The 13887-nt window shown below is 69.4% G+C and carries 16 protein-coding genes; 7 read left to right on the top strand and 9 right to left on the bottom strand.

Going from position 1 to position 13887, the window contains the following annotated elements; translation table 11 throughout:
• The first annotated feature begins 82 nt into the window (after positions 1–82).
• On the top strand, positions 83–415 hold the full coding sequence (locus tag JJQ90_RS22630) for a hypothetical protein (RefSeq protein ID WP_216878553.1): 333 nt from the start codon (positions 83–85) through the stop codon (positions 413–415).
• Positions 416–421: 6 nt separating this feature from the next.
• On the opposite strand, the gene JJQ90_RS22625 is transcribed toward JJQ90_RS22630, so the two are convergent.
• From JJQ90_RS22625 to JJQ90_RS22605, 5 genes are read right to left on the bottom strand one after another with little or no spacing between them, the layout of a single operon-like run.
• Positions 422–1747: an LLM class flavin-dependent oxidoreductase gene (locus JJQ90_RS22625; RefSeq protein ID WP_329959499.1), complete on the bottom strand. Its 1326-nt coding sequence runs from the start codon at positions 1745–1747 to the stop codon at positions 422–424.
• Positions 1740–2540 carry a MetQ/NlpA family ABC transporter substrate-binding protein gene (locus tag JJQ90_RS22620; protein ID WP_216878552.1) on the bottom strand — a complete coding sequence of 267 codons (801 nt, stop codon included), beginning with the start codon at positions 2538–2540 and terminating at the stop codon, positions 1740–1742. The genes JJQ90_RS22625 and JJQ90_RS22620 overlap by 8 nt, the downstream gene beginning before the upstream one ends.
• A 12-nt stretch (positions 2541–2552) precedes the next feature.
• Positions 2553–3356 (bottom strand): MetQ/NlpA family ABC transporter substrate-binding protein, encoded by an 804-nt coding sequence (locus tag JJQ90_RS22615; protein WP_216878551.1) that lies wholly within the window; start codon positions 3354–3356, stop codon positions 2553–2555.
• A gap of 13 nt (positions 3357–3369) precedes the next feature.
• On the bottom strand, positions 3370–4032 hold the full coding sequence (locus JJQ90_RS22610) for a methionine ABC transporter permease (protein ID WP_216878550.1): 663 nt from the start codon (positions 4030–4032) through the stop codon (positions 3370–3372).
• Complete coding sequence (locus tag JJQ90_RS22605) at positions 4029–5129, bottom strand: methionine ABC transporter ATP-binding protein (protein WP_329959498.1); 1101 nt, start codon at positions 5127–5129, stop codon at positions 4029–4031. The genes JJQ90_RS22610 and JJQ90_RS22605 overlap by 4 nt, the downstream gene beginning before the upstream one ends.
• A gap of 132 nt (positions 5130–5261) precedes the next feature.
• On the opposite strand from JJQ90_RS22605, the gene JJQ90_RS22600 reads away from it, so the two are divergent.
• The gene (locus JJQ90_RS22600) at positions 5262–5576 is read left to right on the top strand and encodes a plasmid stabilization protein (RefSeq protein ID WP_216878549.1); all 315 of its coding nucleotides are present in this window, start codon (positions 5262–5264) and stop codon (positions 5574–5576) included.
• Between the two features lie 30 nt (positions 5577–5606).
• Positions 5607–5849 carry a hypothetical protein gene (locus JJQ90_RS22595; RefSeq protein ID WP_216878548.1) on the top strand — a complete coding sequence of 81 codons (243 nt, stop codon included), beginning with the start codon at positions 5607–5609 and terminating at the stop codon, positions 5847–5849.
• Positions 5850–5853: 4 nt separating this feature from the next.
• Here JJQ90_RS22595 and JJQ90_RS22590 read toward each other — a convergent pair whose 3' ends face one another.
• Genes JJQ90_RS22590 through JJQ90_RS22580 form a run of 3 tightly spaced genes read right to left on the bottom strand, consistent with a single transcriptional unit; the run spans position 5854 to position 8841 of the window.
• Positions 5854–6930, bottom strand: coding sequence for a tartrate dehydrogenase (locus JJQ90_RS22590; RefSeq protein WP_216878547.1), 1077 nt, complete (start codon positions 6928–6930; stop codon positions 5854–5856).
• Positions 6896–8158, bottom strand: a complete 1263-nt coding sequence (locus JJQ90_RS22585) for a Coenzyme F420 hydrogenase/dehydrogenase, beta subunit C-terminal domain (RefSeq protein WP_216878546.1) — start codon at positions 8156–8158, stop codon at positions 6896–6898. The genes JJQ90_RS22590 and JJQ90_RS22585 overlap by 35 nt, the downstream gene beginning before the upstream one ends.
• An 8-nt stretch (positions 8159–8166) precedes the next feature.
• Positions 8167–8841: an RraA family protein gene (locus JJQ90_RS22580; protein WP_216878545.1), complete on the bottom strand. Its 675-nt coding sequence runs from the start codon at positions 8839–8841 to the stop codon at positions 8167–8169.
• A 138-nt stretch (positions 8842–8979) separates the two neighbouring features.
• Between JJQ90_RS22580 and JJQ90_RS22575 the strand changes: the two genes are divergently transcribed.
• Positions 8980–9414: an OsmC family protein gene (locus JJQ90_RS22575; RefSeq protein ID WP_216878544.1), complete on the top strand. Its 435-nt coding sequence runs from the start codon at positions 8980–8982 to the stop codon at positions 9412–9414.
• Positions 9415–9504: 90 nt separating this feature from the next.
• Here the strand turns inward: JJQ90_RS22575 and JJQ90_RS22570 are convergent, their stop codons facing one another.
• Positions 9505–10452 (bottom strand): 2-hydroxyacid dehydrogenase, encoded by a 948-nt coding sequence (locus tag JJQ90_RS22570; RefSeq protein WP_216878543.1) that lies wholly within the window; start codon positions 10450–10452, stop codon positions 9505–9507.
• 43 nt (positions 10453–10495) lie between these two features.
• Here JJQ90_RS22570 and JJQ90_RS22565 point away from each other — a divergent pair, with 43 nt between their 5' ends.
• The 3 genes from JJQ90_RS22565 (at position 10496) to JJQ90_RS22555 (ending at position 13887) form a co-directional block, all read left to right on the top strand.
• Entirely contained in the window at positions 10496–11266 is a 771-nt protein-coding gene (locus JJQ90_RS22565) for an SDR family oxidoreductase (protein ID WP_216878542.1), read from the top strand.
• Between the two features lie 193 nt (positions 11267–11459).
• Positions 11460–12941, top strand: coding sequence for a DASS family sodium-coupled anion symporter (locus JJQ90_RS22560; protein WP_216878541.1), 1482 nt, complete (start codon positions 11460–11462; stop codon positions 12939–12941).
• 1 nt (position 12942) lies between these two features.
• Complete coding sequence (locus JJQ90_RS22555; RefSeq protein WP_216878540.1) at positions 12943–13887, top strand: lactate/malate family dehydrogenase; 945 nt, start codon at positions 12943–12945, stop codon at positions 13885–13887.

Below are 13887 nucleotides of genomic sequence, written 5' to 3'. Positions count from 1 at the left end.
CCCTGTCATGTGCTGAAATTCCGTTGACTTGGCGCGGCCGCTTCGCTTTGTGGTCCCCGGTGCGGATCCAAAAGGGAATGCCATGACGCGTCGGAATTTGGCCTATCTGGCAGGGACCTTGTGCCTGCTTGTCGTCGTGGTCGGCGTCGTCCTCGTCATGCGCCGGGCGCCGGAGCCGGGCACTGCCGCCGCCTTCCGCGCCATGTCCGCGGCTTCCGGCACCATCGCGCCCTATGCCGTGCCGATGGAGCGGCGTCGTGCCGCGGCGGATACCTGTGAAGGCTACAACCTGGAGTTGGAGGAAGGGGCCGGCATCCAGCGCCGCATCGGCAACAATGCGGAGGCACAGCGGCTGCTCGCCATGCGGCAGAATTGCGCGGGCAACGCGCCGGTGGTGATCCGGTCGGCGCGCTGAGAGGACCTACGGGAAGAAGCGGTTCTCCGGCCGCTTCAGGCCGAGGTGGTCGCGCAGCGTGGTGCCCTCGTAGTCCTGACGGAACAGGCCGCGGCGCTGCAATTCGGGCACCACCTTGTCGACGAAGTCATCCAGCCCCGCCGGCACATGCGGGAACATGATGTTGAAGCCGTCGCAGCCGCGGCCATCCAGCCACTGCTCCATCTCATCCGCGATGGTCTCGGGCGTGCCGACCAACGCCAGGCCGGCATAGCCGCCGAGGCGCTGCGCCAGCTGCCGCACCGTCAGCCCCTCCCGCCGCGCCAGGTTGATGGCGCGCTCGCGGCCGGACTTGCTGGCCTCGGTCTCGGGAATCTCGGGCAGGGGGCCGTCCGGGTCGAAGGCGCGGGCATCGACGCCGAGGGCGATGGAGAGCGAGCCGATGGCGCTGTCCTCATGCACCAGGCTGTCCAGGTGGTCGCGCGCGGCGCGCGCTTCGGCCACCGTGTCGCCCACCACCACCAGCGCGCCGGGCAGGATTTTTATCGATTCGGGATCGCGGCCGTACCGGGCCGCGCGGCCTTTCACGTCGGCGTAGAAGGCCTGCGCATCCGCCAGCGTGCCGCCAGCCGCAAAAACCATTTCCGCCGTCTCGGCGGCGATCTGGCGGCCGGCGTCGGAGGCGCCGGCCTGCACGATCACCGGCCAGCCCTGCACCGGGCGCGCCACGTTCAGCGGGCCGCGCACCGAGAGCTCGGGGCCCTTGTGGTCCAGCACATGCATCCGCGCCGGGTCCCAGAAGATGCCGCTCTCCTGGTCGCGGATGAAGGCGTCATCCGCGAAACTGTCCCATAAACCCGTGACCACGTCATAGAACTCGCGGGCGCGCTTGTAGCGCTCGCCATGCGCCATGTGGGCGTCCTGGCCGAAATTCAGCGCGGCGTCGGGGTTCGCCGTGGTAACCAGGTTCCAGCCCGCGCGACCGTTCGAGATATGGTCGAGCGAGGCGAATTTTCGGGCGACGTGATAGGCGTCGTTATAGGTGGTCGACGCCGTCGCGATCAGCCCGATGCGCTCGGTCACCGCGGCGAGTGCCGGCAGCAGGGTCAACGGGTCGAAGCTGGTCACGGTGTGGCTGCGGCGCAGCGCCTCGATCGGCATGTTCAGCAGGGCCAGGTGATCGGCCATGAAGAAGGCGTCGAATTTGCCCGCCTCCAGCTTCTGGATCAGGTACTTCAGCCGGGCAAAGTTGAAGTTGGCGTCGGCCCAGGCGCCGGGGTAGCGCCAGGCGCCGGTGTGGATGCTGACCGGGCGCATGAAGGCGCCCAGATGCAGCCGCCGGCGCTCAGCCACCGGAGATCACCGCGCCGCCAAAGGTTTGTTCGACGAAGGCGCGGACCTCCGGGTGGCGGTAGCCTTCCGCGAGGCGCTTCGCCCAGGGGCGCTCCGCATCGGCGCGGCGGACCACGACCAGCACGGTATAGACGCTCTGCTCCGTCTCCCGCGCCAAGGCGTCGCGCAGCGGGTTCAGGCCGGCGGGCACGGCGTAGTTGCCGGTGATGGCGCCGGCATCGACATCCTGCAGCGACCGCGCGATCGATGCCGCCTCCAGCTCCACGATGCGGATGCGCTTCGGGTTCGCGGTGATGTCGGCGACCGTCGCGGTGTGGTCGGCACCCGCGCGCAGCGTGAAGACCCCGGCCTGGGCCAGCAGCAGCAGCGCGCGGCCGCCATTGGTCGGGTCGTTCGGGATGGCGACGCGCGCGCCATTCGGCAGCGCGTCCAGGCTGCGATGGGTGCGGGAGAAGACGCCCATCAGCGTCAGCACCGTCTTGCCCACGGGGACGAAATCATAGCCGCGCTGGGCGCGCTGCGCCTCCAGGAAGGGCAGGTGCTGATAGGCATTGGCGTCGAGGTCGCCGGCGGCGAGCGCAGCATTCGGCTGGATGAAGTCGCCGAATTCGACGCCGCGGGTGATGAAGCCGTCGCGCGCCAGCACGTCCCGCACCTTCTCGAAGGTCTGGCCATGCACGCCCTGCGTCACGCCGACGCGCAGCGGCCGCGCGGCGGTGCCGAACTCGGCGGTTTGCGCCCGCGCGGCGAGAGGCAGCAAAGCGGGAAGGGCGAGAAGCGAACGACGGAGCATTGAAGAGAATCCTCAGAAGGCGGGGACGACGGCGCCGGCAAAGGTGGTCGCGACGAAATCCTTCACGGACTGCGTCTGGTAGGCCGCGACCAGACGGCGCACCCACGGCGCCTGCGCGTCCTGCTGCCGCACGGCGATCAGGTTGGCATAGGGGCTGTCGGCGCTTTCGATGGCGAGGCTGTCGCGCACCGGGTTCAGGCCGGCGGGCATTGCGTAGTTGGTGTTGATGGCGGCGAGGTCCACCTCATCCAGCACCCGCGGCAGCTGCGCCGCCTCGAGTTCCACCACGCGCAGGCGGCGCGGGTTTTCCGTAATGTCGGCGACGGTCGCCCGAAAATCGGCGCCCTCGCGCAGCTTGAAGGCGCCGTTCGCGGCGAGCAGCACTAGCGCGCGGCCGCCATTGGTCGGGTCGTTCGGCACGGCGACGCGGCCGCCATTGGGGATGGCATCCAAGGCGCGATGGCGCTTGGAGTAGAGGCCCATCGGGAAGACCAGCGTCTTGCCGGCGGCGACCAGCGCCAGGCGGCGGTCGCGCACCTGCTGATCGAGGAAGGGCTGGTGCTGGTAGCTGTTGGCGTCGAGGTCGCCGGCGGCCAGCGCCACGTTCGGCTGGATGTAGTCCTGGAATTCCGTGATGCGGATGAGGAAGTTTTCCCGGGCGGCCTGGTCCCGCACATGCTCCATCACCTGGGCATGCGGGCCGGCGGTGACGCCGATGCGGAGCGGCCGTGCGGCGGTGCCGATCTCGGCGGATTGGGCCTGCGCGGCGAAGGGGAGGGCAAGGCCGGCGAGCAGCAGGGGGCGACGTGCGATCATGGTTTTTCTTCCCTCAGCGATGTGACAGGCGGCGGGTCAGCCAATCGCCGAGCGATTGCAGCCCCTGGACCAGCAAGATGAGGATGACGACGACGGTGGCCATCACCTCCGGCATGAAGCGCTGGTAGCCGAAGCGGATGCCAAGATCACCCAGGCCGCCGCCACCGACGGCACCCGCCATGGCGGAGAAGCCGACCAGCGAGACGAGGGAGACGGTGGTGGCCGCGACCAGACCCGGAAGCGCCTCCGGCACCAGAACCTTCCACACGATCTGCAGCCGCGTGGCACCCATGGCGCGGGCGGCCTCGATCACACCCTTGTCCACCTCGCGCAGCGCATTCTCGAACAGCCGGGCGAGGAAGGCGGTGGCGGCCAGCGCCAGCGGCACGATGGCCGCGCCGGTGCCGATCGAGGTGCCGGCCACCAGCCGCGTGAAGGGCACGATGGCGACCATCAGGATGATGAAGGGCGTGGAGCGCGCCGCATTCACCAGCAGCCCCACCGGCCGGTTGATCCAGGGCCTTGGGGTCAGCCCCTCCGGCGAGGTCACATGCAGCAGCAGCGCGATCGGCAGGCCGAGGACCGCGGCGATGGCGGCGGAGGCACCGACCATGGCCAGCGTCTGCCACAGCGCCTCAATCAGCAGGTCCTGGATGGCGGGGGCGAGCCAACTCATCCTTCAAGCTCCGTCACGGTGAGGCCCAGGCCGAGCATCCAGGCAAAGGCAGCCTCCAGTCTTTCGGGCGGGCCATAGGCAGCCAGCGCCATGACGCCAAAAGGCTCGCCGGCGATCTCGTCGACGCGGCCGGAGACGATGTTGATGTCGATGCCGAAGTCGCGGCTGGCCTCGCTGACCACGGCCCGCGTGCTGGCCGGGCCGGCGAAGACCACCTGCACCAGGCGCCGCGTTTCACCCTCGCCCGGAGCGGGCAGGCGGGCGAGGGTGGCGGCGGGCACGGAATGGCCGATCACCTCCGCCACGAAGCGGCGGGTGGTGGGATGGGCGGGCTGGGTGAAGACGTCGAAGACGCGGCCCTGCTCGATGACGCGCCCGGCCTCCATCACCGCCACGCGGTCGCAGATGGCCTTCACCACACCCATCTCATGGGTGATGAGCAGCACGGTCAGGTCCAGCCGCGCCCGAAGGTCGCGGATCAGGGCCAGGATTTCCTGCGTCGTCTCCGGGTCCAGCGCGCTGGTCGCTTCGTCGCAGAGCAGGATTTCGGGGCGGGAGGCGAGCGCGCGGGCAATGCCGACGCGCTGCTTCTGACCGCCGGAAAGCTGGGCCGGATAGGCGTCCCGCTTCGCCTCCAGCCCCACCAGCGGCAGGATTTCGGCGACACGCGCCTGGCGTTCGGCGCGCGCAATGCCGGCGACTTCCAGCGGGAAGGCGATGTTCTCGGCGACGGTACGGCGGCTGTGCAGGTTGAAGTGCTGGAAGACCATGCCGATGCGGCGCCGCGCGGCGCGCAGGGAGGCCTCGTCCAGCGCCAGCATGTCCTGGCCGAGCACGGTGATCCGCCCGGCATCGGGCCGTTCCAGCAGGTTCACGCAGCGAATCAGCGTGGATTTGCCGGCCCCCGAGCGGCCGACGATGCCGAAGATTTCACCCGGCGCCACATCCAGCGCCACATCGTCGAGCGCCACCGTGCCGCCCTGGGCGAAACGTTTGCGGAGGCCGGAGAGGGCGATGGCAGGCTGGGTGCTCATGATGACAGGGGTATGGCCCGGGTTGCTGCGGTGCAAAAGCCTCAAGGGACGCAGGTCAGCCATGGTCTGGATCACACGCCCTTGTGGTCGCAGCGGGTGAATACGTCTGTGGGAGGTATTTTGTCAATTTATACAGATGTAAATCGTGAAAACGCAGCCGCCCGTCCCGCGTTGCTCGCGCGGGAGGACCTGCCGATGCCCCGTGGTGACAAATCCAGCTACACCGACAAGCAGAAGCGCAAGGCCGCGCATATCGCCGAGGGCTATGAAAACCGTGGCGTGCAGGAGCCGGAGGCCGAGGCGCGGGCCTGGGCGACCGTGAACAAGGAAAGCGGCGGCGGCAATCGTAGCGGCAGCGGCCGGGGCCAGGCGGAGACGACGGTCTCGGCACGAAAGGGCGGCGCCATCGGCGGCAAGACCGCAGCCTCGCGCACGCCGGAGGAACGCTCGGCCAGCGCGCGCAAGGCGGCGGCGACGCGCAAGAGGAACGCGGCGGCCAGGGCGCATTGAACGGGCGGTTCCCTGCTGCGTTCAGATGCGATGACCCAGACCCAGATGTCCGACGACCCCAAGGCGCCGCCGCCCGAACTGCCGGGCCTGCCGCCGGTCAATCCGCCAACCCCGGAGCGGGAACTGCCGCCCCCGCAGCCTGACACCATGCCTGGCCCGCCGGAGGCGCCGCCCACCCCCACCCCGGGGCCGGATCTGCCCTATCCGGGCCAGTATCCTGAGGTGCCGAGCATCTCCCCGCCCGGCCCGCAGATGCCACAACCCATCGCCTGAGCCGTCATGCGTTGGCGCCGCGCAGGGCGGCGATCACCGCCTCGGTCACCTGATCGGTGGTGGCGCTGCCGCCGAGGTCGGGGGTCAGCACCGTGCCCTTGGCGGTGACGCTGGCGATCGCCGCCATCAGGCGCTTGGCGGCCGGGGCCTCCCCCAGATGCTCCAGCATCATCGCGCCGGTCCAGAAGGAGCCGAGCGGATTGGCGATGCCCTTGCCGACGATGTCGAAGGCCGAGCCGTGGATCGGCTCGAACATCGAGGGGTTCTTCCGGGACGGGTCCAGGTTCGCCGTGGCGCCGATGCCGAGCGAGCCGGCGCAGGCGGAGGCGAGGTCGGACAGGATATCGGCATGCAGGTTGGTCGCCAGAACGGTATCGACGCTGCCGGGCTTCACCACCATGCGGGCCGCCATGGCGTCCACCAGCATCTTGTCCACCGTCAGCTCCGGATAGTCGGCGACCACGCCGGCCACCACCTCATCCCACAGCACCAGGCCGTGGCGCTGGGCGTTGGACTTGGTCACCACGGTCAGCTTGCGCCGCGGCCGGGTCATGGCGAGGTCGCAGGCAAAGCGGGCGATGCGCTCCACGCCGCCGCGCGTGAAGACGGCGACATCCATGCCGACTTCCAGCGGCAGGCCGCGATGGGCGCGGCCGCCGACGCCGGCATATTCGCCTTCCGAATTCTCGCGCACGATCACCCAGTCGATCGCCGCGCCCAGCTCGTCCTTCAGCGGGCCGACGATGCCGGGCAGCAGGGTGGTGGGGCGGACATTGGCGTATTGGTCGAAGCCCTGGCAGATCGCCAGCCGCAGATCCCACAGGGTGATGTGGTCCGGAATCTCCTTGTCGCCGACGGCGCCGAAGAAGATGGCGTCGAAGGGGGCGAGCTGGGCGAGGCCGTCTTCCGGCATCATGCGGCCGGTGCGGCGGTAATAATCGCTGCCCCAGTCGAAGCTGGTGGTCTCGAAGGCGAAGCCGGCATCGGCCTTGGCCACGGCCTCCAGCACCCGCAGCCCGGCCTGGACCACCTCCGGCCCGATGCCGTCACCGCCGATCGCCGCGATCCTGTGCTTGCGCATTGCCCTGTTCTCCCTTGTCGTTCTCGCCATCGCGCGGGGTGATGCCATAGGGCGCGACCAGCGCCCAGACATGCGGCGGCACCATGTTCTTCATCCGCGCCGGAAGCTGGCGGCGCAGATGCAGCACCGTCTCCACCGCCTTCATCTCCACCCGGGCGCGGGCGAATTCCAGCCCGCGCGGGCCGATGCGCGGCATCAGCCAGCCGACGATGCCGCGCATAAAGTTGGGCATGCGCCGCAGCGGCAGGCCGCCGGCGGCGCGTTCGGTATTGGCCAGGAAGCCCTTCACCGGGCCGGCGCGCTTACCGGCGCTGCCGGGGGCTGTGGTGACCACCTCATCCCCCAGCAGGCCCAAAAGTTCCTCGCCCCGGGCGTTGCGCACCAGCAGCCACTGGTCGCCCTCGCCGGCCATGTAGCCCACGGTGATATCGGCCAGCACATTGGTGTAGTCGACGCAGCTTCGGCAGGTGAGGGGGAAGAAATCCCCCGGCAATTGGCTGATCGGCAGTTGCAGGAACGGAATTTCCCGAATTCGCCCATCGGCGAAGCGCAGCTCGACATGGAAGTCGGCGCGGAATTCGAGGTAGGTGATGCTGTCCGGATCGGCGTCCAGCAGCGCCAGGAACTGATGGAAGTTTTCCGTGGTGGTGTTGTCGGAACAGGGCGTGCCGATGACGTAGAGCCGTTCCAGCCCCAGCTCTGCCTCCAGCGCCCGCAGCGCATAGACCTGGCAGGGGATGCCGATGATGGCCAGGCGCCTGTGGCCGGCGGTGCGGGCCGGTTCCAGCAGCGCCAGCAGGGGCGCATAGCCCATCCGCATGCCGCGGCACTGGGCCATGCCTTCCGGCTTCGTCACCAGCACCGGCACCGGGCGCCATTTGTCCTCGGGGTCCGGCGCCATGGTCAGCACGGCATCGACCGCGCCGGCCTCCAGCAGCTTTTCGGCGAGGCGGGTGGTGATGCCGGTCCATTGCGCGCCGGGGCGGGGCGCCGCCAGCCGTGCCCGCAGCATCTGGCGGAAGGGGCCGAAATGCAGCTCGTCCGGCCGGGCGGGGTCGCGCGCCCTGCCATGCACCTGGGCCTCCAGCCGCGCATAATCCGGCTGGATGAACTGACAGGCCCGGCCGCAGGCCTTGGCGTCCGCGGTGCGAGAGACGCCGCAATCGGTACACAGCCCGCGCGGCGCCGCAGGGCCGAGGACCGGCGCCTGCACCGCCGCGGGGGCCATGGGCGCGCTCAGACGCCTTCGCAACCAAGCTTGCGCAGCGTGGCATCGACCCAGGCGCGGTCGATGGTGCCGGCCTCGATCTCCGCCATCTGCTTGTTCTCGGCGGCGTGCTTCGCCTCCGTCGCGGCGCAGACCTTCTCGGCATCGGCGTAAGCCACGGAAACAAAACCGTCCTCGTCGCCCAGGATCAGGTCGCCCGGCTCGATCACCAGCCCGCCCATGGAGATCGGCACATTGATCTCGCCCGGCCCGTCCTTGTAGGGGCCGCGATGGGTCACGCCGGCGGCATAGACCGGGAAGGACTGCTGCGACAGCGCGCCGAGGTCGCGGATGGCGCCGTTGATGACGATGCCGCCCAGCTTGCGGCGGACCATCTGGGCCAGCATCAGCTCCCCGATGATGGCATTGGTCAGGTCGCCACCGGCATCGACCACGACGATGTCGCCGGGCTCGGCGATGTCGATCGCCTTGTGGACCATCAGGTTGTCGCCCGGGCGGCTGCGCACGGTGAAGGCCGGGCCGGCCATGACGCCGCCCTTGTGCATCGGCCGCAGGGTCGGGCCGGCGGCGAAGATGCGGGACATGCTGTCGGAGACATTGGCCACCGGCAGCTTGCGGAAGCGCTCGATCAGCGCGGGCGCCACGGCGCGGCTGCGGGGCAGGATACGGAAACCGACAGGCATGGGCGTCTCTCCAGGCAGGACTTTTTCCTCGCCTACAGGGGGTGCGCGGCGGCGGCAAGGTGCCTGCGCGCGGCATTGTCATCGCAAAGCGCGCGGCCGCGCCCCATCTGCCGCCCCGTCAACAGAAGGAGACTACCCATGGCGAGCATTTCCCGCAGCGGTTCGGCCCATTGGGAAGGTGGCGGCAAGGATGGCACAGGGCATGTGTCCACCCAGTCCGGCGTGCTGAAGGAGGCCCCCTACGGCTTCAACGCCCGCTTCGGCGAGGGCCGCGGCACCAATCCGGAGGAGCTGATCGCCGCCGCCCATGCCGGCTGCTTCACCATGGCGCTGGCCTTCCAGCTCGCCGGGGCGAATTTCACGGCGGAGCGGATGGACACCTCGGCCAAGCTCGGGATGGACCAGGTGGAGGGCGGCTGGAAGATTTCTCGAGTTGCGCTGACCCTGAAGGCGAAGGTGCCGGGCTGCGACGACGCCACCTTCCAGAAGCTGGCGGCGACGGCCAAGGCGAACTGCCCGGTCAGCAAGGTGCTGAACGCGGAGATCACCCTGGAGGCGACGCTGGAAAGCTGAGCGGCAGAACCCTCTCCACCCAAAGGAGGGAGAGGGCAGGGTGGGGGGGGGGCGCACAGGACTGGAGCCGTCCGCGCTCCCCATTGAGGTTCAAATCAAGGCTGTCAGCAGCGGCCGCCCATCCAGCTGCGCTTCCAGATTCTCCCGCATCAGCCGCCCCATATCCTTGCGCGTCTCCACCGTGCCGCTGGCGGCGTGGGGCTGGAGCACGACATTGGGGAAGGTGAGGAATTCCGGGTCGATCGCGGGCTCGTTGAGAAACACGTCGAGCCCCGCCGCGCCGATCCGCCCGCTTCGCAGCGCCTCCAGCAGCGCCGCCTCATCCACCACGGTACCGCGGGAGACATTGACAAAAATCGCGCCCGGATTGAGCGCCTCGATCGCCGCGCGGTCCACCAGCCCGCGCGTCGCGGCACCCCCGGCGGCCGAGACGCAGAAGACATCCACCTGGGGGGCCAGGGCGGCCGGCGTCGGATAATGGGTATAGGGCAGCCCCGGCTGGGGGCTGCGGCCGGAATAGGCGATGTCCATGCCGAAGGCCGCCGCTCGCTGCGCGATGGCCTTGCCGATGCGCCCCAGCCCGACAATGCCGAGCCGCTTGCCCCAGACGCGCGTGGACAGCGGCATCGGCCCCTTCACGGGCCAGGACCCGTCGCGAATCCAGGCCTCGCCCAGGCGCAGGTTCCGCGCGGCGGCCAGCATCAGCATCATGGCCATGTCGGCCACTTCCTCGGTGAGCACATCCGGCGTGTTGGTCACGCGGATGCCGCGCGCCCGGGCGGCCTCCAGGTCGATCGCATCCACGCCCACCCCATAGCAGGCGATGATTTTTGTCAGTGGCAGCGCATCCATCAGCGCGGCGTCGGCGCCGATCTCGCCCTTGGTGCAGATGGCGACGATGCTGTCCCGCCCCGCCGCCAGCAGCGTCGCCTTGTCCGGGGCGCTCCAGTAGTGGTGCAGGGTGAAGCGTTGGGCGAGTGCCACAAAATCCCAATCGGGCAATTCGCCCACCACCAGCAGCCCCGGCTTGTCCGTCATCCCATTTCCCCCCACCCTCGCCCTGAATGAAGGGCAGGAGGCAATGATGACGCAAGGGCTGTTCGACCTGAAGGGGCGCCGGGTGCTGATCACCGGCTCCAGCCGCGGCATCGGCTTCGCCTTGGCGCGCGGGCTGGGCCAGGCGGGCGCCAGCGTGGTGCTCAACGGCCGCGACCCCAAGGTGCTGGCGGAGGCGACCCGCACCCTGGCCGGGGAGGGGCTGGACGTGACCGAGGCCGGCTTCGACGTCACCGACCCGCATGCGCTGGACGCCGCGATTGCGGAAATCGAGACACGGCTCGGCCCGATCGAGGTGCTGGTGAACAATGCCGGCATCAACCGCCGCTTCCCGGCAACGGCGGTGACGCCCGAAACCTTCCGGGAGGTGATGTCCACCAATGTGGAGGCGGTGTTCTTCATGGCCCAGGCCTGCGCGCGGCGGATGCTGGAACGCGGCCATGGCAAGATCATCAACATCGCCAGCGTGCAGTCCGAACTCGGCCGCGCCACCATCTCCCCCTATGCGACCAGCAAGGGCGCGGTGCGGATGATGACGCGCACGCTCTGCGCCGAATGGGCCAAGGGCGGCATCCAGGTGAATGCCGTGGCGCCGGGCTATTTCGCCACCGACCTGACCAAGCCGCTGGTGGATGATCCGAAGTTCACCGACTGGCTGTGCCAGCGCGTGCCGGCCGGGCGCTGGGGCAAGGTGGAGGAGCTGGTGGGAGCGACGGTGTTCCTGGCCTCCCGCGCCTCGGATTTCGTCAATGGGCACCTGCTGTATGTGGATGGCGGGATGACCGCGGTGGTGTAGCGCCGAAGCCTGGGAGCAACGCCTCAGGCAAAATAGCTGCCAAGTATCCGATAGTTGGAACGGCTGGCCCGACAGATGACGTGCTTCACGCAATAGTTCGTGGCCAGTTGGTGAAGTCGCTGTTCCGCGCGTTGCTGCGGCAGCGCAAATAGGTCAAGGCGCAGGGGTTAGCCGACCTCAAGGAATGCGCCAGATGCTTCTTACCTCGCCGGCAGAACCTTCCTCAAATCGGAAGCTGGCCTGGCTGGCCGTCGCCATCGGCGCCTATCTCGCCGTTCTTATGCTGCCGACGCCCGCGGGCCTTTCGGCTTCGGGGCAGGTGGCGCTGGGGCTTCTGGCCCTGGTGGTCATCCTCTGGATCACCGAATGCGTCTCCCCCGCCGCCAGCGCCGTTCTGCTGATCGGCGGTGCCGTGCTGGGCCTGATGGGCAAGCCCCTGGTGGCGGGCGGCGCGCCGATGCGCTCCGCCGAGGCCCTGTCGGTGATGCTGGCCGGCTTCTCCTCCTCCGCCGTCATTCTCGTGGCAGGCGCGCTGTTCCTCGCCGTCGCGCTGCGCCTCACCGGCCTCGACCGCCGTGTCGCCCTGCTGGTGATGAGCCGCGTCGGCATTTCGGCCGCCCGGTTGACGGTGGGCGCCATGATCGTGGGATTCGTCCTGGCCCTGTTCATCCCCTCCGCCACCGCCCGCGTCGGCGCCATCATCCCGATCATGGTCGGTGTGACGGTGGCGCTGGGCCTGCCCGTGGCCAGCAGCCTGGGCGCCACGCTGATGATCGTGACGGCGCAGGCCTGCTCCATCTTCAACATCGCGGTGAAGACCGGTGCCGCGCAGAACCTGATCAGCCTGAACTTCATGCAGTCCAGCTTCGAGCGGACCGTGACCTGGGGCGAGTGGTTCGTCACCGCGCTGCCGCTGACGCTGTCGATGAGCGTCGTGCTGTTCTTCGTCTCCCTGCTCCTGCTGCGCCCCCAGGTGCCCCCGGCGGAGGAGGCGCGTGCGCGGCTGGCGAAGGAGGTCGCGGGCCTCGGCCCCGTCACGCCGGCGGAATGGCGACTGATGCTGGTGGCCGGCCTGCTGCTGGTCGCCTGGTCCACCGAGGGTTGGCTGCATCCGCTCGACACCACCACGGTCACGCTGGTCGGCATCGCGCTGCTGCTGATGCCGCGCTTCGGCGTCATGACCTGGGCGGGGGCGGAGAAGCAGGTGCCCTGGGGCACCATCGTCCTGTTCGCGGCCGGCATCGCGCTGGGCATCCTGCTGGCCCGCACCGGCGCCGCCACCTGGCTGGCCAGCGTCACGCTGGGGCAGCTGGGGCTGGAGACGCGATCGGTGGTGGCCGTCGTCGGCGCGCTGTCGCTGTTCAGCATCATCCTGCATCTGGGCTTCGCCTCGGCGACCGGCCTCGCCAGCACGCTGATCCCGATCATGATCGCCTTCGCGCAGACCCTGCCCTTCGGGCCGCAGACCATCTTCGGCATCGTGATGATCCAGGCCTATGTCGTGTCCTTCGGCTTCATCCTGCCGACCAACGCGCCGCAGAACATGCTGTGCTACGGCACCGGCGCCTTCACCACGATGCAATTCGCCAAGGTCGGCGTTGTCATGACCTTCGCCGGGCTCGGGCTGATCCTGCTGCTCTCCGCGACGATCTGGCCGATGATGGGAGTGCTGTGAGATGCGCGGCAAAGTGGGCATCGTGGGCGCGGGCCAGGTGGGCGCCGCCTCCGGCTTTCTGCTGGCGCAGACGCCGGGCGTCGACGAGCTGATCCTGGTGGACCAGGACGCCGCGAGGGCGGCTTCCGAGGCGTCCGATATCAGCCATGCCGCGGCCTTCGGCCCGGCGGCGCAGGTGACCTCCGGGGATTATGGTGACCTGGCGGGCGCGCAGCTCGTGGTCGTCGCCGCGGGGGCCAGCCTGAAGCCGGGGCAGACCCGGCTCGACCTGCTGGCATCCAACGTGAAGGTGGTCCGCGCCGTGTTGGACCAGGTGCTGCGGGTGGTGCCCGACGCGGTTCTGCTCTTCGCGACCAACCCGGTCGATGTCATGCCGGCGCTGGCGGTGCGGCGCTTCGGCGTGCCGCCGGGGCGGGCGATCGGCACCGGCTGTGCCCTGGATTCGGCGCGTTTCCGCGATCGGCTGGCGCGGTATCTCGGCGTCTCCCCGGGCTCCGTCCATGCCTATGTGCTGGGCGAGCACGGTGATTCGGAAGTGCTGCACTGGAGCGGCGCGCAGGCCGCGGGCATGCCGCTGCTGCGCTTCGCCGAACAGATCGGCCGCCCGCTGCCGGCCGAGCTGCGCGACAGCATCGCCAGCGAAGTGCGCGGCTCCGCCTATCGGATCAAGGAGGGCAAGGGCGTCTCCAATTACGGGATCGCCGGCTCGGTCGCGCGGCTCGCGCGCAGCATCGTCAATGACGAACAGGCCGTCTTCAGCGTCTCCACCTTCATGGAGGAACTGCTCGGCGTGGCGGAGACCTGCGTGTCGCTGCCCCATCTGCTCGGCGCCCGCGGTGCCTCCCACCCCCTGCTGCCGGAGATGGACGCGGCGGAGACGGCGGCGCTGCGGCACAGCGCCACGCTGCTGCACGACGCCATCCGCGCCGGGCTGGCGGAGCATTAG

It is taken from the genome of Falsiroseomonas oleicola (assembly GCF_019029495.1).
GTDB lineage: Bacteria > Pseudomonadota > Alphaproteobacteria > Acetobacterales > Acetobacteraceae > Falsiroseomonas > Falsiroseomonas oleicola.
This window is presented reverse-complemented; position numbering and strand designations above follow the sequence as displayed.